The 22,848-nt window shown below is 57.8% G+C and carries 20 protein-coding genes and 1 tRNA gene; 7 read left to right on the plus strand and 14 right to left on the minus strand.

The window, feature by feature from the left end; all coding sequences use genetic code 11:
- Nucleotide 1: 1 nt before the first annotated feature.
- On the minus strand, nt 2-781 hold the full coding sequence (gene modA / locus ACR0JB_RS11445; protein WP_170397336.1) for a molybdate ABC transporter substrate-binding protein: 780 nt from the start codon (nt 779-781) through the stop codon (nt 2-4).
- Between the two features lie 217 nt (nt 782-998).
- On the opposite strand from modA, the gene ACR0JB_RS11450 reads away from it, so the two are divergent.
- Both ACR0JB_RS11450 and ACR0JB_RS11455 read left to right on the plus strand, forming a co-directional pair.
- Nucleotides 999-1,074 (plus strand) — tRNA-Val (locus ACR0JB_RS11450).
- Nucleotides 1,075-1,219: 145 nt separating this feature from the next.
- Complete coding sequence (locus ACR0JB_RS11455; protein WP_170350473.1) at nt 1,220-2,218, plus strand: LacI family DNA-binding transcriptional regulator; 999 nt, start codon at nt 1,220-1,222, stop codon at nt 2,216-2,218.
- On the opposite strand, the gene ACR0JB_RS11460 is transcribed toward ACR0JB_RS11455, so the two are convergent.
- Together ACR0JB_RS11460 and ACR0JB_RS11465 are read right to left on the minus strand one after the other, a co-directional pair.
- Nucleotides 2,219-3,352, minus strand: a complete 1,134-nt coding sequence (locus ACR0JB_RS11460) for a Gfo/Idh/MocA family protein (protein WP_170397334.1) — start codon at nt 3,350-3,352, stop codon at nt 2,219-2,221.
- 36 nt (nt 3,353-3,388) lie between these two features.
- Nucleotides 3,389-4,492: a Gfo/Idh/MocA family protein gene (locus tag ACR0JB_RS11465; RefSeq protein WP_170397332.1), complete on the minus strand. Its 1,104-nt coding sequence runs from the start codon at nt 4,490-4,492 to the stop codon at nt 3,389-3,391.
- Nucleotides 4,493-4,604: 112 nt separating this feature from the next.
- Between ACR0JB_RS11465 and iolC the strand changes: the two genes are divergently transcribed.
- The 4 genes from iolC (at nt 4,605) to ACR0JB_RS11485 (ending at nt 8,147) form a co-directional block, all read left to right on the plus strand.
- Nucleotides 4,605-5,585 carry a 5-dehydro-2-deoxygluconokinase gene (iolC, locus tag ACR0JB_RS11470; RefSeq protein ID WP_170397329.1) on the plus strand — a complete coding sequence of 327 codons (981 nt, stop codon included), beginning with the start codon at nt 4,605-4,607 and terminating at the stop codon, nt 5,583-5,585.
- 9 nt (nt 5,586-5,594) lie between these two features.
- The gene (locus ACR0JB_RS11475) at nt 5,595-6,431 is read left to right on the plus strand and encodes a 5-deoxy-glucuronate isomerase (protein WP_170397327.1); all 837 of its coding nucleotides are present in this window, start codon (nt 5,595-5,597) and stop codon (nt 6,429-6,431) included.
- Nucleotides 6,428-7,267, plus strand: a complete 840-nt coding sequence (locus ACR0JB_RS11480; protein ID WP_480789934.1) for a class II fructose-bisphosphate aldolase — start codon at nt 6,428-6,430, stop codon at nt 7,265-7,267. Before ACR0JB_RS11475 ends, ACR0JB_RS11480 begins: the two co-directional genes overlap by 4 nt.
- A gap of 73 nt (nt 7,268-7,340) precedes the next feature.
- Entirely contained in the window at nt 7,341-8,147 is an 807-nt protein-coding gene (locus ACR0JB_RS11485; RefSeq protein ID WP_170397323.1) for a hypothetical protein, read from the plus strand.
- A gap of 11 nt (nt 8,148-8,158) precedes the next feature.
- Here ACR0JB_RS11485 and iolB read toward each other — a convergent pair whose 3' ends face one another.
- The 11 genes from iolB to nhaC all read right to left on the minus strand — a co-directional run bounded on the left by iolB (nt 8,159) and on the right by nhaC (nt 21,229).
- Nucleotides 8,159-8,965, minus strand: coding sequence for a 5-deoxy-glucuronate isomerase (gene iolB, locus ACR0JB_RS11490; protein ID WP_170377608.1), 807 nt, complete (start codon nt 8,963-8,965; stop codon nt 8,159-8,161).
- Between the two features lie 24 nt (nt 8,966-8,989).
- Nucleotides 8,990-10,171, minus strand: coding sequence for a phytanoyl-CoA dioxygenase family protein (locus ACR0JB_RS11495; RefSeq protein ID WP_226689373.1), 1,182 nt, complete (start codon nt 10,169-10,171; stop codon nt 8,990-8,992).
- Nucleotides 10,172-10,220: 49 nt separating this feature from the next.
- Nucleotides 10,221-11,120, minus strand: a complete 900-nt coding sequence (gene iolE / locus ACR0JB_RS11500; RefSeq protein WP_480663413.1) for a myo-inosose-2 dehydratase — start codon at nt 11,118-11,120, stop codon at nt 10,221-10,223.
- Nucleotides 11,117-12,949, minus strand: a complete 1,833-nt coding sequence (gene iolD / locus ACR0JB_RS11505) for a 3D-(3,5/4)-trihydroxycyclohexane-1,2-dione acylhydrolase (decyclizing) (RefSeq protein ID WP_170397317.1) — start codon at nt 12,947-12,949, stop codon at nt 11,117-11,119. Before iolD ends, iolE begins: the two co-directional genes overlap by 4 nt.
- 87 nt (nt 12,950-13,036) lie before the next feature.
- Nucleotides 13,037-13,855, minus strand: coding sequence for an ATP-binding cassette domain-containing protein (locus ACR0JB_RS11510; RefSeq protein ID WP_170350493.1), 819 nt, complete (start codon nt 13,853-13,855; stop codon nt 13,037-13,039).
- Nucleotide 13,856: 1 nt separating this feature from the next.
- Nucleotides 13,857-14,981: an ABC transporter permease gene (locus ACR0JB_RS11515; RefSeq protein ID WP_170350495.1), complete on the minus strand. Its 1,125-nt coding sequence runs from the start codon at nt 14,979-14,981 to the stop codon at nt 13,857-13,859.
- An 80-nt stretch (nt 14,982-15,061) separates the two neighbouring features.
- Nucleotides 15,062-16,003, minus strand: a complete 942-nt coding sequence (locus ACR0JB_RS11520) for a sugar ABC transporter substrate-binding protein (RefSeq protein ID WP_170350497.1) — start codon at nt 16,001-16,003, stop codon at nt 15,062-15,064.
- A 125-nt stretch (nt 16,004-16,128) separates the two neighbouring features.
- A complete protein-coding gene (gene iolG, locus ACR0JB_RS11525; protein ID WP_170397313.1) occupies nt 16,129-17,142 on the minus strand; it encodes an inositol 2-dehydrogenase in 1,014 nt (337 codons plus the stop codon).
- Nucleotides 17,143-17,304: 162 nt separating this feature from the next.
- Nucleotides 17,305-18,561: an Hsp70 family protein gene (locus tag ACR0JB_RS11530; protein ID WP_170397311.1), complete on the minus strand. Its 1,257-nt coding sequence runs from the start codon at nt 18,559-18,561 to the stop codon at nt 17,305-17,307.
- 108 nt (nt 18,562-18,669) lie between these two features.
- The gene (locus ACR0JB_RS11535) at nt 18,670-19,686 is read right to left on the minus strand and encodes a GlxA family transcriptional regulator (protein ID WP_170361543.1); all 1,017 of its coding nucleotides are present in this window, start codon (nt 19,684-19,686) and stop codon (nt 18,670-18,672) included.
- Between the two features lie 70 nt (nt 19,687-19,756).
- Nucleotides 19,757-21,229 (minus strand): Na+/H+ antiporter NhaC, encoded by a 1,473-nt coding sequence (gene nhaC / locus ACR0JB_RS11540; RefSeq protein WP_170397309.1) that lies wholly within the window; start codon nt 21,227-21,229, stop codon nt 19,757-19,759.
- Between the two features lie 344 nt (nt 21,230-21,573).
- Here nhaC and ACR0JB_RS11545 point away from each other — a divergent pair, with 344 nt between their 5' ends.
- Nucleotides 21,574-22,812: a hydroxymethylglutaryl-CoA reductase gene (locus tag ACR0JB_RS11545; protein ID WP_254437420.1), complete on the plus strand. Its 1,239-nt coding sequence runs from the start codon at nt 21,574-21,576 to the stop codon at nt 22,810-22,812.
- The last annotated feature ends 36 nt before the right edge of the window (nt 22,813-22,848 follow it).

The following is a 22,848-nucleotide window of genomic DNA, read 5'->3' on the forward strand; positions in this document are numbered from 1 at the left end:
GTCAGTTGCCCGGCAGGGCAAAGCCCTGTTCTGTAAAGATGGTTTGGGCCGTGTCCGATTGCAGGTGGTCTAGAAACAAACGCGCCTCAGGCGGTGCTGATGTAGTTACAGCAGCGGGATAAATGATCGGAGGGTGAAGCTCTGACGGGAACGAGGCTACGACCTTCACCCGATCTTCAACCTGCGCATCGGATTGGTAAACGATCCCCAGTGGCGCCGCCCCTGCCGCGACCAGCGCGAGCGCCGCGCGCACGTTGTCAGTCTGGGCGATCCGAGGTTGCACGCCCTCCCACAGCCCCAGGTTTTGCAGGGCCGCCTTGCCGTAGATACCCGCAGGCACCGCATCGACCAGCGCCATGGCCAGATGCCCGCTGCCCAGCCTTGCAATCAAATCGGTGTCCGCCTGAATATGCCCGATCTGCGCCTGATCCGACCCACCGATCAGAACCAGCCCATTGCCCAGCAGATCCACGCGCGAGGCCACGTCGATCAATCCCTGATCCTGCAGAACATCCATCCAATCCACATTGGCGAAAATGAACACATCTGCGGGCGCGCCCAACTGAATCTGCCGCGCCAACACTGACGAGGCCGCATAGGACACCGTCACCTGATGCCCTGTTTGCTGCTCGAATATCGGTGCGATCTCATCCAACGCGGTTTTCAGACTGGCAGCCGCAAACACCAAAACTTCTGCCGCGCTGACCCGGAGCGGTGCCAGCGTTACAGTGCCAAGCACCAGGGCCGCGATTGCGCATCGGCGGGCAAGGGACAGGATCATATGCTCTCGCGTCAGGAAGGTTGCGTCCCTTCGGAGATATCTGAGGCAACCGGGGACACGCAAGCGTCTTTCCCATACGATCAGGGCCAGCCTGCGGAAAATGAACAAGACTACCGGGGCCTGCGATGCACTGGGGCGGATTATCCGGTATTGAGGTAAAGAAATTGTGCCGGACCCTCTTGCACCCGCGCGCAGGCTTGGCTACATGCAGCATCACGGGTGATTAGCTCAGTTGGTAGAGCGCTTCGTTTACACCGAAGATGTCGGGAGTTCGAGTCTCTCATCACCCACCATTCTCCCTCTGCTTCCACAAATACCACGGACACGGTGTTATTTGACTCTCGGCCTTGCAACCGATTGCAAAATATAGCTGTTGGCGCATACTATCTGTTTCATGAAATTGCTGATCAGCTTCCCCCCTAACCGTGGGCGCCAGTCATGAGTGTCACCTTGAAAGATGTTGCTGCCCTAGCGGGTGTGTCACGCTCGGCCGTGTCGCGGACCTTTACCGAAGGTGCCTCGGTTTCGGCAAAGACCCGCAGCAAGGTCGAAAAAGCCGCCAAAGAATTGGGCTACAGCCCGAACGCACTGGCGTCGTCGCTGACAACCGGGCGGACCAAGCTAATCGGGCTGATTTCCAATAACTTTCACAACCCGATCTTCCTTGAGGTTTTCGACCAGTTCACCCGCGCCCTGCAGGAGCGCGGGCTACGACCCCTGATCGTCAACCTGACGGACGAGACTGAACCGGCCAATTCGGTGCGGATGCTGCGGCAGTATTCTGTGGATGCCGCCATCGTCGCCTCATCGACCCTGCCGCCCAGTTTTGCCAAGGCGTTCCATGATGCTGGCGTGCCGGTGGTGCATACGTTTGGCCGCTCAGCCACGTCGCCCGAAGTGCATGTGGTCGGAATCGACAACGTCGAATGCGGGCGCATGGCGGCGCGGGAATTGCTGGCGCGCGGGTATCGGCGCGTGGGGTATCTGGGGGGGCCAAAAGATGCGACCTCGGCCATGGACCGATATCGCGGCTTTATGGAAGAGGTCGAAAAGCACCCCGAGCTTGATGTGTCCCACTCATTCGCGGGGGCCTATTCGTTCGAGGCCGGACGTGCCGAGATGTTGCGACTGCTGGCAGGTGCCCCGGCTGATGGGTATTTTTGCGGTGACGACATTCTGTCGGTTGGGGCGCTGTCCGCCCTGCGCGACCACGGGCTGAAACCCGGCGAAGATATCGGCATCATTGGCCTGAACGACATGGAAATGTCGCGTTGGGAGAACATTGACCTGACCACCATTCATCAGCCGATCAAGCAGATCATCACCTCGTCCGTCGATCTGGTTGAAGAGATGCTGAAAGATCCCAAACGCTATCCCGAAGCGCGGATTTTCCCCTGCCGGGTGATCGAGCGGGGCACATTGCGGCCCCGCCCCTGATTATCGGAACATCGGCGGGCGCGCATCTTTCCACGCGCCGTCTTCTTTGCCTGATGCGACTGCCGCGTGGACGGCAGCAATCGAGCGGACCCCGTCTGAAGCGCCGGGCAGGCCGTCACGGGTTTCTCCGCGGATCGCATCGGCCAGATCGCAATAGATATTGGCGACGGCCAGGGGGAACCCTTCGGGATGCGCAATCGCCACGCGGGACAGGCGCTGCACCTCATCGTGCAATCCACCCTCACCCTTTTCAATGATCTGAGTACGCCCCCCCACGGGTGTATAAATCAGCTGATTGGGCTGTTCCGAGTGCCACCGCACTCCCCCGGTTTCGCCAAACACCTGAATGTCGAACCCGTGCTGCCGCCCGATTGCCACGGATGAGGTCCACAGGCGGCCGACTGTGCCGCCCTCCATTCGGAAATTCACCATGGCATCGTCCTCCAGTTCCCGGCTTGGGATGGTCGAGGCCATATCGGCGGACAGTGTTTTGACCTCGTCATCGCAGATGAAACTGGCCATATGCAGCGCGTGGATACCGCAATCGGCGAATTGGCCGGACACCCCCGCCATGGCCGGATCATACCGCCAACGGACGCGCGGGTTGTCGGCATCGGTGGCGTCTCCGTGGTGGCCGTGGCTGAAATTGGTCACCACTAGGCGCACTTTCCCAATGTCGCCGGCCCGCACCATTGCACGGGCCTGCCGCACCATCGGATAGGCGGAATAGCAATAATTCACTGCACAGATCTTGCCCGAAGCCTCGGCCACGTGGACAATCTCTTCGCCCTCTTCCACGGTCATGGTCATCGGCTTTTCGCACAGCACATTGAATCCGGCTTCAAGAAACGCCTTGGCAATCTCGAAATGGGTTGAGTTTGGCGTGGCAATTGTCACCAGATCAATCCGGTCCTCGCGTCCTTTTTCACCCGCCAGCATTTCCTGCCAATCGCCATAGGCGCGGTCCGCAGCAACACCCAGCCGTTGCGCATATTCCCGACCCACATCGGGGCGGTGATCCAGCGCGCCCGCGGCGAGTTCGAACATCCCGTCCGCCAGCGCTCCCAAACGGTGCGCAGGCCCAATCTGGCTGCCTTCGCCACCACCGATCATGCCCCATCTCAGCTTTGCCATGGTTCTTGTCTCTCTTCAGGTTTTACGGTTGCGCGATCAGAAATCGCTTATGTCTTGCCATTGCCGCCGCTCGGACGAGGCCAGCGCTGCAGCCAGCACCCGGTTGACCTCATGCCCGTCTCGGAATGTGGGCCAGATCGGTTGGCCGGCATGAATGGCTTCAAGGAAATCCTTGGCCTCAATGATAATCTGATCCTGATATCCAGTGCCATGGCCAGGGCCCTGACAGAAGGGTTCGTAATCCGGATGTGCAGGACCGGTCAGGATCTTTGTGAAACCGCGATGCGCTTCGGGGCCTTCGCGACGATAGAACCACAGGGCGTTTTGGTCTTCCTGATCGAAACGCAGCGCGCCTTTGGTGCCCGAAATCTCATACGCATAGCCCATTTTACGCCCGGTTGAGATGCGGCTGACATAGATATTGCCCATCGCGCCATTTTCGAATCGGCACATGATCTGAGCATGGTCGTCATTGGTGACTTTTCCGCCGGGACGGGTTTCGTGGACGGTTTCAACCTCGGCCATCACTTCGGCAATCGGCCCCATCAAGGCCAGCGCCCCATTGACCATATGTGGCGCTAAATCGCCAATGGTGCCGTTGGCCATACCCGTTGTGCGCCACGTGGCCGGGGCATCGGGGTCGGCGTAGAAATCCTCGGTATGTTCACCCCGAAACCAGGTGACCTCGCCCAATTCACCGTCGGCAATCAGTTTCCTTGCAAATTGAGTGGCAGGCGTGCGGACGTAGTTGAAACCAACCATGTTTGTGACACCAGCCGCTTCGGCCGCGGCAACCATGGCATCTCCATCAGCCATCGACGCGCCAAGGGGTTTTTCGCACAGAACCGGCTTGCCCAATGCAAAGGCCGCCTCGGCAATCTGACGGTGGGTTTCCTGAGGCGAGGCGATGACCACGGCCTCGACCGCCGGGTCCTTGACCAGCGCCTGCCAATCCCCAGTCGCGCGCTTGAATCCATAGGCCGCCCGATAGCGTTCGGCGCTTTCAGGGCTTGAGGCACAGATCATTTCCAGACGCGGACGCAATGCGGTGTTGAACACCGCACCTACTGCTGACATCGCGACGGAATGAGCCTTGCCCATATAGCCGCCACCCACAATTCCAATTCCGATTTCAGGCATCTGTCACGGCTCCGAACATACTATTTGCAACCGGTTGCAAAATGAGTATCGTGTGAATCGATTCAACGCAAGGTCCAAACTTTGCCGACCCCACTTTGCCGGAGGACATGACGTGAGCGCTTTGATAGACGGTATCAAAGGTAACCGCTTTGCCGTATTGGGGCGTGCAGGCATGGACCTGTACGCAGATCCCATCGGTGTCAAAAGCGAAGATGCTGATAACTTTCACGCCGATCTGGGCGGGTCTTCCGCAAATATCTGCGCCGGTCTGGTCAAGCTGGGCAGTCAGGCCTCGCTGATCACATCAGTCTCGGATGATGCGGTGGGGCGGTTCTGCCTTAACAAGCTGCGCGATTACGGCGTGGACACATCCTATATCCGCGTTCTGGGCGGTGAATACCGCATGTCGCTGGCCGTCTATGAAAGCCGAATCGAGAATTTCCAGAACGTTATATATCGCAATGGCGCAGTCGATTTTCAGGTCACCGACGAAGATATGGACAGGGTTGATTTCTCGGCTTTCTCTGCTGTGATTTCGGCTGGAACCGTCTTTGCCGCCGAACCTTCGCGCAGCGCCACGTTCCGCGCTTTTGACAATGCCCGCGCGGCTGGTCTGCCGATCATCTTCGACATCGACTATCGCCCATACAGCTGGCCTTCGGCTGAGGTTGCCGCGGATGTGCTGTCGCGCGCGGGAGACGCCAGCGACCTAATCGTCGGCAATGACGAAGAATTCGGCTTCATGGCTGGCGGTATCGAAAAAGGGCTCGCAAAAGCCAAGGAACTGGCCGAAAAACCCGGCCGGATCGTCATCTTCAAGATGGGCGAGAAAGGTGCCGTCACGCTGGTAGACGGTCAGGAAATTGCCACCGGCATATACCCCGTCACCGCCGTCAAACCCAACGGCGCGGGCGACAGTTTTATGGCTGGCCTGCTGGCCTCGATCGCGGCGGGGCATTCACTGAAAGACGCCGTGATGCGCGGCTCGGCTTGCGCATCAATCGTGGTTTCGCAACCCGGTTGCGCCCCCGCCATGCCCACAACACCCGAGCTGGAGGCATTCCTTGCCGCCCATCCCGGCCCGACCACATAGGAGACCCCAATGCATATCGCGCCCTATGACAATCAGAACAAACCCATCGTCGATGCCGACGACCCTACGGTGCCTTTGAACTATTTCAACATCGTCAAACTGAAAAAAGGTGAGGTGTTCGAATATCAGGTGCCGGGGTATGAAACCTGCATCGCCCCCGCCACCGGCAGCGTGGATGTCGACGTTGAAGGCGTACAGTTCCCCAAGCTCGGCAACCGGGGTGAAGACGTCTGGGATGGCGAGCCCGAGGGCGTCTATGTCCCCGTCGGCACCAAGGCTCAGATGGTCTGCGTCTCGGACGAGGCCGAAATATTCATCGCCGGGGCCAAATACGACAAGGTACTGGACCCGTTCGATGTGCGCGAGCATGACCTTGTGCAATACGGCAGCGATGACACCAAAACCCATCGCAAGATCAAGCACATCCTCGGTCAAAAACAGCACGACAAAGTAGGTCGTCTGTTGGTCAGTGAGCTGTTCACTGTGGGTCAAGGCGGTTGGTCCGGATTCCCCAGTCACAAGCACGACACCAACCGCCTGCCGGAAGAGTCGCGCCATGACGAGACCTATAACTTCCGCTTCAAGCCCAATTGGGGCTCGGGCCTGCAGATGTTGCAACGCGAAGATAACAAACCCGGCGATGCTTATCACATCGTCGACGGGTCCACGATTTGCATCGACAAGGGCTATCACCCTTGCTGCGTCCTGCCGGGGTATGAGATGTACTATTTCACCATTCTCGGCGGTCTCAGCCAGAGGTCTCTGGTGCAGTACTTCCAACCAACCCATGCCTACCAGATCGAGACTATTCCGGGCATCAAAGACATGATTGCAAAGTTCAAATGACCCTTGTCACGCTGAAAGACGTTCTGTCCCCTGCTTATGAACAAGGTTATGCCGTGGGTGGCCTGGTTACGCTGGGCTGGGAAGACATGCGCGCCTATGTGGCCGCGGCCGAGGCTGAAAATGCGCCGGTAATCCTGCAAGCGGGCCCCAGCTGCCGCGAACACACGCCGTTGCCTGTGCTGGGCAAGATGTTCCGCCATCTGGCCGAAAACGCCTCGGTCCCCGTCGTCGCGCATCTGGACCACGGCTATACGTATGAGGACTGCAAAATCGCGCTGGACAGCGGGTTTACATCGCTGATGTTCGACGGGTCGCGCAAGCCACTGCGGCAGAATATCGACGAGACCGCCGCGATTGCCGAAATGGCCCACGCGGCGGGGATTTCATGCGAAGGTGAGATCGGCTTTGTCGGCTATTCCGGTGGCGAAGGGTCAAATGGTACCGACCCGGCCGAGGCCGCGCAGTTCGCACGTGAAAGCGGTGTGGATGCGATAGCGATTTCTGTCGGTAACGTCCATCTGCAGCAGAACAAGGAAGGCGGCCTAGACGAAGACCGCATCCACCAAATCGACGCCGTGACAGACGTGCCCTTGGTCATTCATGGTGGTTCCGGCGTGCCGGTTGAACAGCGCACCCGCCTGGCCCGCGGGACCTCGATCTGCAAATTCAATATCGGGACCGAGCTGCGCATGGCCTTTGGCGCCGCCCTGCGCGAAGCCGTAAACAGCGACCCCGAAAGGTTCGACCGCGTCACCATTCTAAAAGAAACCCACGACCCGGTCGAAGCCGCCGCACGGCTCGTGATCCGGGCCTTCGGAGCGCCGCCGCAAAGTTAATACCAGAGCATCTAACATATTACTTCAAAAAGAGAATTTTACACTCCATGAATAATCCTGTTATTCGTGAGGTATGCAGCAAAACGCCGAACGCTTCCTCAATAAGCTCTTGCGGGGCATTTCAACTGACCACATAGAAACTGTTAGGGATGCATGGCGGGCATTACTCTCTGATCAGGAAGAGGCCGTCCCGGTCATAAAGAAAAAACTCAACTCCAATGCCTGGAAAAACAATCCTCCGGGTCCTTTACCAAAGTACTTTGGTATCCTGTTGGCGCTGCTAAGCGAGATGGACGGCGACGCGTTCCGGCAGGAAGTCATGCGGCTGGGACCGATCAAACTGTATCCAGTTCATCGCAGAACGCTGAACCTTTTGGCAAAACGGCTGGAAGATGCACCTTCAACCTATTTGGCCGAAACCGTTCCAGTATTCATTGCCGATGACGTCGCAAATTCGCGTCGCGTCATTCGTAACCTTCAGCGTTGGAGCAAAACCAAAGGATTGTCGTTAAAGGACGTAACCCGTATCGACGTTATCGCCGAGCGGCCTGAGCTTGACTATCTGGGCAGGTACAACCTGTTCTTCTCTGGCATTGTGCTGACCCAACCAACAATCCAACTCAAAGGTTTGATTAGTTGGATTGAAACACTCAACAATGAAGTCACCTTTTACCACGAGGTCGGCCATCACGTTCTTGGGCACAGTGAGGGTGGACAGGTGGCCGAGCAAGAAGAGGAAGCCAACGCCTATGCCCGGTCCATGATCCGCGTGTCGAGACCGGTTTTCTTTTTCGTTGTGGACGTGTTCAAAAAGCCACTGAAGCTGGTCCTCAAACCCTTATTTCCGCAAAGCAAACGTAACTCAAAGCGCGCCACGTAGACCGATCGGACCTACCCGTCGCGCTCCATGATCCATTCAACTTCGGGAGCGGGTACAAAACGCCACTTGCGTAAAGGTCCGGCCATGACGTTCAGATAGTACATCTCAAACCCATAAGGTGCGCCGCACGGGTGATGGCCGCGCGGGACGGTCACGACGTCGCCGTCTGAGACTGCCATCGTCTCATCCAATTGACCGTCATCGGTATAGACCCGCTGAATGCCAAAGCCGTTGGCCGGGTTCAGGCGGTGGTAGTAGGTCTCTTCCAAATAGGTGATCCGCGGGTAATCATCTTCGTCATGTCGGTGGCTAGGATAAGATGACCAGTGCCCGTTCGGCGTAAACACCTCGGTCACCAGCAGACTGTCAGCATAATCCTCGGCTTCCATCGCGATGTTGTTGATATAGCGCGTGTTCACCCCTTTGCCGCGTTCGGTCAGAGTGATGCCGTCGGGCCCGATCCGCCGCGCCGCGTGCCCGCCCTGGCCGGGGGCGGTGCAGACGGCGATGACGCAATCGGTTTCGGCGATGGCCTGCCACTCAGTTCCGTTTGGCAGATACAGGCAGTGCGGCGGGGTCTTCTCAAAGACATTCATCCGGTCTCCCAGAACACCCCAATCCTGGCCGCCACCAGTGATCTGCGCCTTGCCCTCGACCATGACCAAAATGACCTCGCGCTCACCAGTGGCCTCAGCCGCCTTATCCCCTGCGCGCAGATGATAGAGGCCGAACCCGACATACTGCCAACTCGCACTGGCCGGGGTGATGTCATGGACCTTGCCACGGGTACCGAAGGGTTTCTTAAGCAGGTCTGCCATTTTAGCCTCCTTGATGTTCTTGCTTCAGGCAGCTTGCCTTGTGTGCAGGGCGGATAGCGCCTCGGCCAGAATTGTTTCGGTCCAGCCCTCGACCACGGCCCTTCGCAGGATATCGGCCTGACTTTCCGGCGCGTTGCCTCCGATCGGAGGATCCGTGTCCAGATTTGTCGGAAACGGGTAGCCTTCCGCTGTGGCGGCGATGGCGGCGTCCAGTTCTGCTCCTGCCAGCTCGCCGCGCTGTTTCAGGGCAACAAGAGACGGGAAAACCTCCAGCGCCATGGCGCGGCGATCCACCGCCTCCATCGCACGCCCGAACGCGGATGAGATTTGCAGCAGGTTGGCCATCCTGTGGATGTCGGCGCTGCTGTTTTCACCCGCCGCGTGAAACAGCGCCGGGTTGAAAAACACTGCATCACCTTTTGCCAGTGGCAGTTGAACATAATTGTCTTCGAAATGATCCTGATGGGCAGTATCGTGAAACGCCAGATATCCTGATGGGTAAAGCTGTGAGAACGGCAACAGCTTTGTCGGCCCACTTTCCACTGGCATATCACAATGGGCAATCGCCCCCTGTAACGTCAGCGACGCAGTCACAAGATGGGCATGGGCCGGGTACTGGGCGGCACTGTCCGCGCTTTGAAACCCAAGGTGGTAATCCCGATGCGCCTGCTGCGCCTTACCGCCGGGACGCACCTGATTGACCTGCGCGGTGAGCTGATAGTTCGGGCCTAACCATGCCTCGCACGCTGCCGCAATCGCGGTATTCCCGAAATACAGCGCAAAGCCTTCGGGGTCGCGAAGGCACTGTTTTTGCAGCGCGTTCCAGATCCGATCATTCGCGCCCGAGACCGCAAAGTGATCGCCCTCGCCCGCCCCGCTTTGGCGTTCCTCGTCAATAAGCTCTCGGAAGATTTCGGTGGCGCGGTCGATGATAGAAGTATCCGCATACGCCCCCTTGAGGGCGATCACGCCAGCGGACTTGTCCAGCACCCAAGCCCATTCCGCCAGCACTGCCCGGCGTGTATCGGGCCGTTCCAATGCCGGGCGCAACGCCTGCATGTCATAGACAGGAATGTTCTTTTCAACCGACGCGGCAAGGGGCACCGCGTCGGCCAAAAGACTTTGCGAGGTCAACACCTTAAATTCATCCAGATCGCAGGATTCCCGGTCGAAATAGCCGACATATCCGAGGTCTTGATTTACCATGACTTTTTCCTTTCTCATGGCTTTTGGTGTTGCTCTCTTGGGCGGCGTGTTACGCCTTGATCTTCAACCCTGCCGTTCCGCACACGTCCACAATGTGGTCGTAACCCATCTTGGAGTATTCATAGGGTGGCGCCTTGGCTGGGTCCTGTTCCGCCTCGACCACGATCCAGCCGTCGTAGTCCATCGCCTTCAGCGCGTTTGCAATCGCCTGGAAATCAATGCAGCCGTCGCTGGGCACGGTAAAAGCCCCGGCGATAACGGCATCCAGAAAACTGCGGTTTTTTTCGCGCGTATCCTGTACCACGGCGGGCCGGATATCCTTGAAATGCACATGATGCACCCGGTCGCCCCAGCGGTTCAGGGTGGCCAGCACATCGCCGCCGCCAAACAGCAGGTGGCCGGTGTCAAAGCACAGCTTCACTTCGGGGCCCGACCCCTCCATCAGCCAGTTCACCTCATCTTCGGTTTCGATGATCGTGCCCATGTGATGGTGATAGGCCATCGTCATGCCCTGATCGCCCATCCACTTGGCCAGATCGGTGATCTTAGCCGCATAGGCCATAACCTCATCTTTCGACAGTTTGGGGCGGTGGTTGACCGGCGTTCCAATCTGCCCCTGCACGGTGTTCGAACACTCGGCGTAAACGATGCACGGACTGTTCAGGGCTACGAATTGCTCGACCTGCGCGCGCACAGCGTCGCGTTCAGTTGCAAAGTCATTGACCAGCGACGCGCCCGAGCACCAGCCACCGCACAGCGCAATGTCGTTGCCGTCGAGATAGGCGCGCAAACCTTCGGTATCGCTGGGCATTCGCTGGCCCCGTTCGACGCCTGTATAGCCGATCTCACGCGCCTCTTTCAGCGCCTGCTCCATGGTGAAGGCCGCAGTAATGTCCGGCAGGTCATCATTCTGCCAGGCGATCGGAGAGATTCCGATTTTCACGCTCATTTCGTGTTTCTTTCCTTGATAGCAACCTCGTAGGCCGCCCGTTTTTCATTCACTTCGGGGCGGATGCTGACCTCGGGAACGGCCACTTCCCACCATGTTCCGCCATGTTCGGTCGAGGGGTACGGATCAGTGTCGATAACCACCACATACGGCCCTTTGATCTCGCCGCGTTTAGCCAGCGCGTCCTCAAGCTCGGCAATCGAGCTGACCTTGACCGAAGTCGCCCCCATCGCCGCCGCATGGGCGGCAAAGTCGATGGCAGATGGCGTTTCGTGCACTGCATGATCCAGCAGGTTGTTAAACTCGGCCCCGCCCGTGCCCATCTGCAGCCGGTTGATACAACCAAACCCGCGATTGTCGGTGATGACGACCGTGAACGAAATTCCCATCATCGCTGCCGTCGCCATTTCCGAATTCGCCATCATATAGGTGCCGTCGCCGGTAAAGCAGATCACATCACGTTCCGGCTGAGCCATCTTGATCCCCATTGCACCAGCGATTTCATAGCCCATACAGCTGAACCCGTATTCCATGTGATACGAACCCGGGCGCGGCGCTTTCCACAGCTTGTGCAACTCACCCGGCATGGTGCCCGCCGCACACATTACAACGGTGTCGTTGTGCGAGGCGCGTTGAACCGCACCCACCACCTGCATGTCGGTCGGCAGAGCGTTGCCTTCCCCCGGCGCATCGGTCAGCTTATCGACCTTGCCAAACCATTCAGCCTTCAGCGTGTCGGCCACCGGATCGACACGGTATCCTTGCAAGGCCGTGCCCAGCTCTTGCAGCCCGACTTGCGCGTCGGATTGCAGTGGCATGGCGCCGTGTTTTTCGGCGTCATAGGCAGCTGTGTTCAGGCAAATCGTCTCACGTTCGGGATTCGAGAACAGGCCCCATGAACCTGTGGTGAAATCCTGCAACCGCGTGCCGACTGCCAGAACCAGATCGGCGGCGGCACAAACGTCATTGGCGGGCTCACCGCCAGTGACGCCAACCGGCCCTAGATTCAAAGGGTGATCCCAGGCCAGGGCCGATTTACCAGCCTGCGTCTCGGCAACGGGGACGTTGTGCGTCTCAGCAAAGCTTTGCAGTGCATCGGTCGCGCCCGAGTAATGCACCCCACCCCCGGCAACGATAACCGGACGCTTCGCCGCTTTGATGGCCGCGACGGCACGGGCCAGTTCGCCTTCATCCGGGCGGATACGGCGCTGGTACCAGACCCGCGGCTCAAAAAAGCTTTCGGGATAGTCATAAGCTTCGGCCTGCACATCCTGACAAAAGGCCAATGTTGCCGGTCCGCAATCGGCCGGGTCCGTCATGGTGCGGAAGGCGCGCGGCAGTGCGGTCAGCAGATGTTCGGGGCGCGAGATACGGTCATAATAGCGGCTGACCGGGCGGAAACAGTCATTGGCGCTGACGGTGCCGTCGCCAAAGCTTTCGATCTGTTGCAATACCGGATCGGGTCCACGCGTGGCGAATACATCACCGGGGACGATCAGAACCGGCAGGCGGTTCACATGCGCCAGCGCGGCCGCTGTCACCATATTGGTCGCGCCCGGCCCGATCGACGAGGTCACCGCCATCGCCTGGGTACGCCGCATCTGCTTGGCATAGGCAATCGCGCAATGCGCCATGGTCTGCTCGTTATGGCCGCGATAAGTGGGAAGGGTGTCTTTGACAGCGTGCAGCGCCTCACCCAGACCTGCCACATTGCCGTGGCCGAAAATGGCCCAGACACCAGCGATGAACGGCTCTCCGGCCTCGTTCATCTGCGCACCCAGATAGCGCACCAAAGCTTGCGCTGCGGTCAGTCGGACTGTTTTGCCCATTGTGATCCCTTTCAACACAAGGCCGATTTGGCCAAGCCTGCAATTTTGTTTGATGTCGGGCCTTGGGCCCAATATGGGGGAACGGAGTTAAACCGTTCCGCCCAAGGACCCTTCCAGTTCGGCCAGTTCCTGACCGCCTGCCATCAGGTCCTGCAACTCTTCTGGCGTGATTTCCCCGCGCCGTGCAGTGCCCAGCGTCTTGCCCCGGTTCAACACGGTAAAGCGGTCGCCCACAGCCAGCGCGTGACGCACGTTGTGGCTGATGAAAACAACGCCTACGCCTTGACTGCGCACCTTGTCGATGGTCGCCAACACGTTCGAAGTCTGCCGCACACCAAGGGCCGAGGTCGGTTCGTCCAGGATCAGAATCTTGGCGCCGAAATGAACCGCCCGAGCAATGGCCACCGTCTGACGTTCACCGCCCGACAAGGTACCCACGGCCTGATCGGGACCACGCAAGTTGATGCCCATTTTTCGCATCTCTTCCATAGTGATTTCATCGGCCAGTTTCTTGTCGAAGAAATTGATCCCCGCGACTTTGCGCGTTGGTTCATTCCCCATAAAGAAGTTCCGGCTGACGCTCATTAGTGGGATCATCGCCAGATGCTGGTGTACGGTGGCAATTCCCGCTGCAATCGCATCACGCGGATCTTCGAAATGCATCGGCTTATCTTCAAAGAAGATCTCGCCGGCGGTGGGCTTGTGTACGCCCGACATGGTCTTGATGAAGGTCGACTTGCCCGCGCCATTGTCGCCCAGCAAACAGTGGCATTCGCCGGAACACAGATCAAAGCTGACACCGGCCAGCGCAATCACCGAACCGAAATGCTTTTGAATGTCGACCATCCGAATAATCGGTTTCTTGGCCTGCGCGTCGCCGTGGTGGAACTTGGTGTCTTCGGTCATCTCAGCGTTCTCCTGTGATGATGCGACGGATGTAGGTGTTCAGGATCACAGCACCCAGAAGGATGACGCCCAGGAACACCCGGAATAGCGAGCTTTCGACACCGGCAAAGAACAGACCCTGCTGCACGACGCCAAAGATCAACGCGCCCAACGCCGCCCCAAGGACCGAGCCATAGCCACCGGTTAGCAATGCGCCGCCAATGACCACGGCGATGATCGCCTCGAATTCTTTCAGCAACCCGCGATCCGCACCGGCCGAACCAAACTCCATCACCTGACAGGTGGCGAAAACCGTGGCGCAAAAGGCAGTGAACATGAACATCAGCACCTTGACCCGATTCACCGGCACGCCTGAGTTCCGGGCCGCTTCGGCGTCACCACCGGCAGCAAAAATCCAGTTCCCGAATTTAGTCTTGGTCAACAGCACATGGCCAAAGATGATCAGCCCGATTGCCCAGATCAGCAACATGGGAATTCCATCGACGACCGGCTGCCCTTCACGTGTACCACGTGAGAACGTTTCGATCAGGCCATTGTTGCCCAGCCAGACAAAGAAGCCTTGAAACACCTTGCCGCCAAACACCCACGCCAACCAATCGCCCTCGGCCACGTCCTTGATGCCGCCAATGATGGTTTTGCGTTCGATAGTCTGCGGCAGGTAGATCGTGAAACCGCGCAAGATGAACAGAAATGCCAGCGTGACGATAAAACTAGGCAGCCCCGTTCGTATGACGATGTAGCCGTTCAGCGCGCCGATAGAGACACACAGGGCAAATGTCACCAGGATCGCCATCCAGACCGGCCAGCTGAGCGTGACCGAAAAGATTGCGATCATCATGCCCGCGAAACCAATCATCGAACCGACGGACAGGTCAAATTCACCCGCGATCATCAGCAGGCAGGCCCCTACCGCGATGATCATGAATTGCGCCGAGACAATGGACCAGTTCATGATGCCCTGGCTATTGAACATGCCGCTGTCAAAAGCAAAAAGCAGGAAAAAGGTGAAAACAGCAACTGTCCCGACCATGCCGCCCAATTCGGGGCGGATCAGGGCGCGACGCAGTGGCGAGATCTCTTTGATCCGTTCGTCACCGCCTGCCGTGGATTGAACTGTCTCAGACATTGTGGTTCTCCCTCGCGCGGGTTTCCGAGTGTTGGAGTGGGCGGCGGGCGCACTCCTCTTGCGCCCGCCGCATTGTTAAATCAGCGGTATTCGCCCGCGAACTCTTCGATTTTTGTCAGGCCGTCCGCTGTTACAAAACCGGGACCCGAGTTGATATTGTTGCCCGGCAGGACGCCATAGCGGTGGTAATTGGCCAGAACCACAACCGGCAGATAGGCCTGCAGGAACGGCTGCTGGTCGATACCCCACTGGATGGTGCCGTCCTTGATGCCTTTGACGATTTCACCGCCCAGATCGAACGTGCCGAAATAAATGTCACCGGCCATTCCATTTTCCTGCAGCGCCAGAATGGTCGGGTCGGCCGATGTCGGACCAAGCGTCAGAACAGCGTCGGTTTCAGGGTTGGCGGAAAGATAGGCCAGAACCCGGTTCTTGATTTCAGCGGGGTCCTGACCGGCGTCGATCATCTGCTCGCCCAGTTCCACACCCAGACCATCGGCAAAACCTTGGCACCGCTCTTGGCTTGAGGGTTGAACGATATAGTGGTTCACACACAAGAAGGACCCGATCCCGTCCGCCTTGGCCCGCTGACCGGCAGCCAGACCCGCATCATATTCAGGCTGCCCCACATACATCAAAGCGCCAACTTCACGCGCCTTTTCGGGCGTGCCGGTGTTCATGATGATCACGTCGATGCCGGAATCCACCGCTGCCTTGATTGGACCTTCCAGAATGTCCGGGTCGGCCAGCGTGGTAATGATGCCATTGGGGCCAGACGCCGCTGCCTGGTCGATGATCCGTGCCATGTCAGCCAGGTCACCTGTGGGCGGATTGCGGTATTCAACCTCGACACCCATCTGTTCGCCCGCCAAGGCGATGCCATTTTTGATTGTGTTCCACCAGCTGTCGCTGTCAGGGGCGTGGCTGACTAGAATGTATTTCTCACCCTCAGCCGCAACGCCGGTAGCGGTGACCAGCGCCAGCGCGCTGGCAGCCAGGGCGCTTTTTACGAACTTATTCATTTGGTTTCCTCCCATAAAAACAGTTTGTCTTTATTGCCGGGGCAGCAGCCCCAGTCATTCGGACCGGCCGAATCTCCTCCGCTCCGGGAATCTGGCGGAGCTTTCCCCAGTTTCCGGATATCCGCTCATTTTGCAACCGGTTTCAAAACATCGGCCATTGCAACAGGCTGCCCTGATTGGGCCGAACGGTTCGCAGCTTCGGCCATGGCCAGGGCAGCAACCCCGTCTTCCAGCGTCACTGGCATTGACGAACCGGACTGCACCGCCTGCACAAACGCATCCCATTCTGCGCGGTAGGCAGGCATATAGCGTTCCAGGAAAAAATAGGTCGGCTTCGCCCCAGTGATGCCGTCGGCTGTTGACTTGACCACCGCGTTTTCCAGAATGTTATGGGCCTGCAACAGCCCGCCCGACCCAAGCATTTCGATCCGCTGGTCATAACCGTAGACAGCACGCCGCGAATTCTTGATCACCGCAATCTGACCGCTTGCATAAGTCATTGTTACAACAGCTGTATCCACATCGCCCGCCCGTCCGATTTCGGGATCGACAATCGAGGTGCCGAAGGCCGAAATCTGCGCTGGCAACTGCCCCATCAGATAGTTCGCCATGTCGAAATCATGGATCATCATGTCCCGGAACAGACCACCCGAGACCTTGATGTAGCTGACGGGTGGAGGGGCCGGATCGAAAGACGTAATCGACAACAACTCGGGCGCGCCAATTTCACCCTGATCGGCTGCGGATTTCAGAGCTGAAAAGCTGGGATCGAACCGGCGGTTGAACCCAACCATCACCGGTCGGCCGGTTTCCGCCGCAACGGCTTGACAGGCAAGTGCCCGTTCTAGGCTGAGATCGACGGGTTTTTCACACAGAACGGCCTTGCCCGCCAGCGTAGCGGCCTCGATCAGGTCAGAATGGGTGTCAGTCGGCGTCGCGATCAGGACCGCATCAATAGACGGGTCCGCTATGATCTCCATCGAGTCGCGCGCCGTCGCCCCCTGTTCAGTGGCAAGGCTTTCAGCCGCATCGGAAATCGCGTCAGAGACAGCGCACAGCTGGCTTTGCGAATGCGCAGCGATGGCCTGTGCATGTACGCGACCAATGCGTCCGGCACCAAGCAATCCGATTCTGAGCATGCAGGCCTCCCGATTCTTTAATTCGAGGATACCATGATTTTCTTTGCAACCGGTTGCAAGATATTTTTCAACTTACTTGATACGATGAGGCTTAAAGGGCTCCGCCCCACGTGAGCGGGCCCCAGTAAACCGCCGTCCATTTCAAGTGGTGCGATCTTTGCCCTACCCGCGCTCTTGCGCTGCCACCAGAGCCAGCCCCTCGGCCACGGCGGTAAAGACAGAGGCAAAGGAATGCTCGGCCGAAGGGAAAACGCCACGCATCGTTTCGGGCACGACGCCCATCAGGCTAGAACCCCCTACATAGACGACGCGGTCGATCTGCTGTGCAGTCAGATCAGCCTGGCGCAGAACTTCGCGTGCCCCCGTGTCCAACTGCGCGGCATACGCGGCAAGGCTTTCGGCCACCAACACATCACTGAGTTGCGCGGTCAACCCCGTCTCGAGCATGTTCAGCGTGATGGCCGGATCATTCGCCCCTGAGTTCACGGCTATTTTTCCGCGCTCCACCGCAAAGGCCAGTTCGTGACCCAATTCGTGTTCAAGCACTGTTGCAAGCCGCGCTAACCGATTGGGGGACTCGGCCAGCTTCAGCATATCGCCCACCATGCGGCGGTTCTGGGCCGTGTACAGAAAGGGGATCATTTCCCAAGTCGCAAGGTCATTGAAGATCGCGTTGGGCGTCTGCGACATGCCTTTGCCAAAAACATCTCGAACCATCGACCCTTTGCCCAACAGGGGCATGACCTGATTGATGCTTATTGTACGATCAAAATCCGTACCGCCAATTCGTACCCCGTGGTTGGCCAGAATCTCGACCTCTGCGGACCTAGTGCGGAAAACCGAAAAATCTGACGTTCCGCCACCGATATCCACAACCAATCCAACCGTGTCATCTGGCCCGGCCGCACCGTTCGCAATGGCAGCCGCGGCGGGCTCGGGACAGAACCGGATGTCGGTAAATCCGGCGGTCTCATAACACGCGTACAAATCAGCCTCGGCCTGCGCCTCGCGCGGATCGCCCGAGCCATGAAATACCACGGGCCGTCCCGAGACCACGCGGGTGCAAGACACGCCACGCTCGGCCTCGGCCCGCTCTCGAAGCCTGCGCAAGAAAGATCCGATAATCTCGACGAAAGTCACCCTCTGGTTCAGGATCTGGCGCTTTTCATGCATCAACGTGGTGCCCAGCACGCGTTTGAGGGCGCGCATAAATCGCCCCTCCAACCCTTCAAGCAATGCCTGATTAGCAGGCTCGCCGATCAGGGTTTCGCGGGTTTCGAAATCAAAGAAAAAGGTTGTGGGAAGGGTCGTGGCGGCGGCGTCGAACCGCACCAAACGGGGTGCACCCGCGTCCACATATGCCACCGCCGAGTTCGACGTGCCAAAATCAATGCCAATCCACGGGCTGCTGGGGGCCATGGCGCATGTCTCCGAGATGTCTGAGCAAAGACGACAGGGCCTAGAGCGTTCGCAGCCCAGGGTCAAGGGACAAACTTGACCGGCTGGATCGACTGAAACTGGCGGATATTATTCGCGCTTTTCCGACCATCCTCGTCTGAAGGACGTTGGCGCCTCGCCATAACGCTTTTTGAAACGCACCGTAAGCTGGGTCGCACTGCCAAACCCCGTGGCCGCAGCGATTTCGGTAACGGGCAATTCGGTTTCGCTGAGCAGTGCATAAGCGCGCGCAACTCGCAATTCGATGTAAAACTGCACAGGTGAAACTTCGACATATTTCTGGAACAGGCGCTCCAACTGGCGGCGTGATATCTGAACAGCCTCTGCTATTTCCGAGATATCCAACGGATCCTCCAGGTTCTCATGCATGATCTGCATGGCGTTGATCAGGTACTGGTTGCGGCTACCCAAAGCCACCGAAAAGGCTGATTTCTGGAGGGTTTTGCGGTTGTTCGACCGAAAATGGATGCACATGTCGGAAACGATGACGGCCAAATCCTTTCCGAAATCAGACTCGATCATATCCAGCATCATATCGGTCGCGGCATTGCCGCCGCCGCATGTCATAAGCTCATTGTCGATTTCATACAGGTTTGCAGAAGGTTCCAGCCCTTCAAAATGCTCGATAAAGGCTGGGTGGTTTTCCCAGTGTAAGGTGAACCGCTTTCCGGTTAGCGCTCCGGCTTTGGCAAGTGCAAATGCACCGGTGCAAATACCACCAAGCTTGCAGCCAAAGGCCTTCTGGCGACTGATCCACGACAGTACCTTGGGATTGGTGCTTTCTGCCGGTTCTATGCCAGAGCAGACGAACATCCTTGATAGGCGCGGTAGGTTTTGCAGTGCAGTGTCTGGGGTGATTTCAATTCCGTTTGAGCATTGAACCGGGTTTCCATCTTCGGTGATCAGATACCATTTGTAGAGCTCTCTGTTCGTGACCTGATTGGCGATCCTCAACGGCTCGACAGCTGCGCTAAAGGCCAGCATTGTTAGTTTCGGCAGAAGCAGGAAGTAGATCTCTTTGGCTGGCCCGTCATGGTCTATGCGAAAACTGGCCGCCCCTTTTGGGATGAAGTTCTTGGGGCTCATTCTATTTCCTCCCAATACCAACCGAGATGGGTGAAACGCACCAACACCCAAAGGTGTTGGTGCAGGTTGATCAGGCGTGCCACTCAGCAACCGGCTCGCCGCTGGCTTCCCAAGCGTGGATTTCCTCGTCACTGGCTTTGGGCGAGAAAAGCCCAGTCATAGCATAAAAGATACCGATGACAGGTGACAGCCAGCAAGCAAACGCAAGGGGAATGTATAGCAGGTTTTCAAAATTCCCGTCTGCGATCCCAAGACCAAGTGCGGTGATCACAAAGGCGCCTCCGGCGTTCCAGGGGATCAGGGGCGAGACCAAGGTACCGCCTTCTTCGACAGCGCGTGACAGGTTCAACGGTGAATACCCCATGGCCCGATAGACAGGCGCATACATGCGGCCCGGCAGGGCGATGGAAAGATAAGGGTCACCCGCAACGGTGTTTGTCGCCACCGAAGTCAAAATGGCCGAGGTCTGAATGCCCGCGAAGGTCTTCACCTTCGAGATGACCACATTGATGATCGCCTGAAGGCAGCCAACGCGCTCCAACGCGCCGCCAAACCCCAAGGCAAGCAGCACCAGCGAGATGGTCCACATCATCGACTGAATACCGCCACGGTTCAGCAGCGGGTCGATTTCGGGAACGCCGGTATCAATGGAATATCCGCTGTTGGCGAAGGTGAACGTTTCGTGCAGACCCGCACCCTGGCAAAAGATGGCCATGATGCCACCAACGACGGCCCCTGCAAACAGCGACGGGATCGGAGGCTGTTTCATAACCGCCAGAACGATGACCAGAACCGCCGGGAACAACATGATCGGGGAAATCCAGAATGCCTCATCCAGTGCGGTTGTGATGGCATGGATGCGATCAAACGACACTTGCGATGTGTCGATCAACGTAAAACCGACAACAAAGTAGATCACCAGCGCAATCAACATGGACGGAACCGTGGTGGGTAACATGTTCCGGATATGATCGAACAGATTGGTGCCTGTCACGGCGGGTGCCAGGTTCGTCGTGTCTGACAAAGGTGAGATCTTGTCGCCGAAGAAAGCACCTGAGACGACCGCGCCAGCCGTCCAATACATCGGGATACCAAACCCGGCGCCGATGCCCATCAGGGCCAGCCCGACAGTGCCCGTCGTTCCCCAGGAGGTGCCCAGCGAGACAGAGACGATGGAACACAACACCATACCCGCAGCCAGAAACAGCTCAGGCGACAGTATCTTCAGACCATAATAGATCAGTGTCGGAACCGTGCCGCTTGCGATCCACACACCAATGATCATGCCAACCGTGATCAGAATCGAAACAGACGGTAGTGAAATATTGATGACGTGGAATACGCCCTCTTCGATGCTGGGCCATTTGTGCCCAAGCATAAGACCGACGATCCCAGTAATCGCGATCCCGAAGGCCAGCGGAATATGCGGGGTAAAGTCGCCAAAATAGAAAAGCTGCAGGCCAAGCACGAAAAGGGTCAGCACAATTGGTACAAGCGCCAGCCCCAGACTTGGCTGTCTTATGTGTTCTTCATTCGCAGACATTTGGGTCTCCTCCGTTGGAATGATCCAGAACCGTGATGATCCGCGGAAGAAACCAAGTTTTAGGGAACCGCACCGTCGGTCAAAGCGCACATCCTATAGAAATTTGCGACACGGTTGCGTCGATTTTCGGCCCAGGCCCGACGCGGCGATGCACATGTAAGCACGCATAGTGCAATCAAACATATCCACTGCCGCACGGTTGGGGTCCTTTCGATTCAAGGAGATATGGCTGGATATCGGCGGACCTTTTGGTAACGTGCAGACACATTGATTTGCATCTGCAATAGTTTTTGCGGGACAGATACCGGAGCGTACTTTTGATAATTCCGTTTCACGTTCGTGAGATGCTTCATCGCATCAAGGCTCGATTTGATGCCGATCAGATACCGCAGCAGATGGCGTCAAACGACGCCGAATTTGCGACCTTGCGACCATCGCGCAAGACAACCCCTGAAATGGTTGTGCGGTTTTGGGAAAAGCTGAAACCAACCGCAGGTGATGAAGATCAGGCGCAGATTGCGGACCCTGCAACGCTTGACGCCGCAGAAATTTACAGTGCCAATATCGAAAATTTCATTGGGACGGTTAAGCTTCCTGTTGGAGTTATTGGGCCGTTGCGTTTGAACGGAATGAACGCAAACGGGGATTTCCACGTTCCCCTCGCCACAACCGAGGCGGCGTTGGTCGCCTCATATGCCCGGGGTGCCTATGCCGCCACCCGGTCTGGTGGTATCAGCACGGCTGTTTTGTACGAAGGGGTGCTGCGCACTCCGGCTTTTGTGTTTGAAAGCCTGCTAAAGGCCGGGCAATTCGTGGATTGGGTGGTTTCAAATGTCGAAATGCTCAAATCCGCGGCCGAGGCGACCACCGGCCACGGCAAGCTAGTTTCGCTGGAGCCGTTCATAGACACCAACGTCGTGTTCCTGATCTGCCGATACACCACCGGCGATGCAGCCGGACAGAACATGGTGACCATTGCCACCGACGCGATGTGCCATGAAATTGCAGATAACTGTCCGGTCGAGTTCGAGAACTGGTATGTCGAAGGGAATTTCTCAGGTGACAAGAAAGCTTCGGCGCTTGGGCTGGTGACAGGGCGCGGACGAAAGGTTAGCGCCTCGGTCACACTTCCTGCTGAAATTGTCGAAAAGACGCTGGGCACAACGGTCGAGGCGATGTTGGCCTATGGGCGTGTCGCCAATCTGGGTGCGCATCTGTCGGGTCAGTTTGGCGCACAGGCGCATTATGCCAACGGGCTGGCCGCGTTTTACATAGCAACCGGCCAGGACGCGGCTTGCGTGGCCGAAAGTGCGATGGGCGTCACAAGAATGGAGCCAAGGGGTGATGATCTATTCTGTTCGGTGACGTTGCCAAACATTTTGGTTGGATCAGTAGGGGGCGGCACCGGGTTGCCAAGCCAGATTGCGGCCCTGAATATACTCGGCCTTAAGGGCAACGGGTGTGGCACAGCGTTGGCTGAGGTGGCCGCGGCAACCTGCCTGTGTGGGGAAATATCCATCGTCGCGGCGATCGCGGCAGGGCATTTTACCCGCGCTCATGAAAGTCTGGCCCGCCAAAGATGAGCTTTCAAAGCCGCTTCTGGATTTATCAGACTGAGC

The organism is Ruegeria sp. BI7, assembly GCF_056537925.1.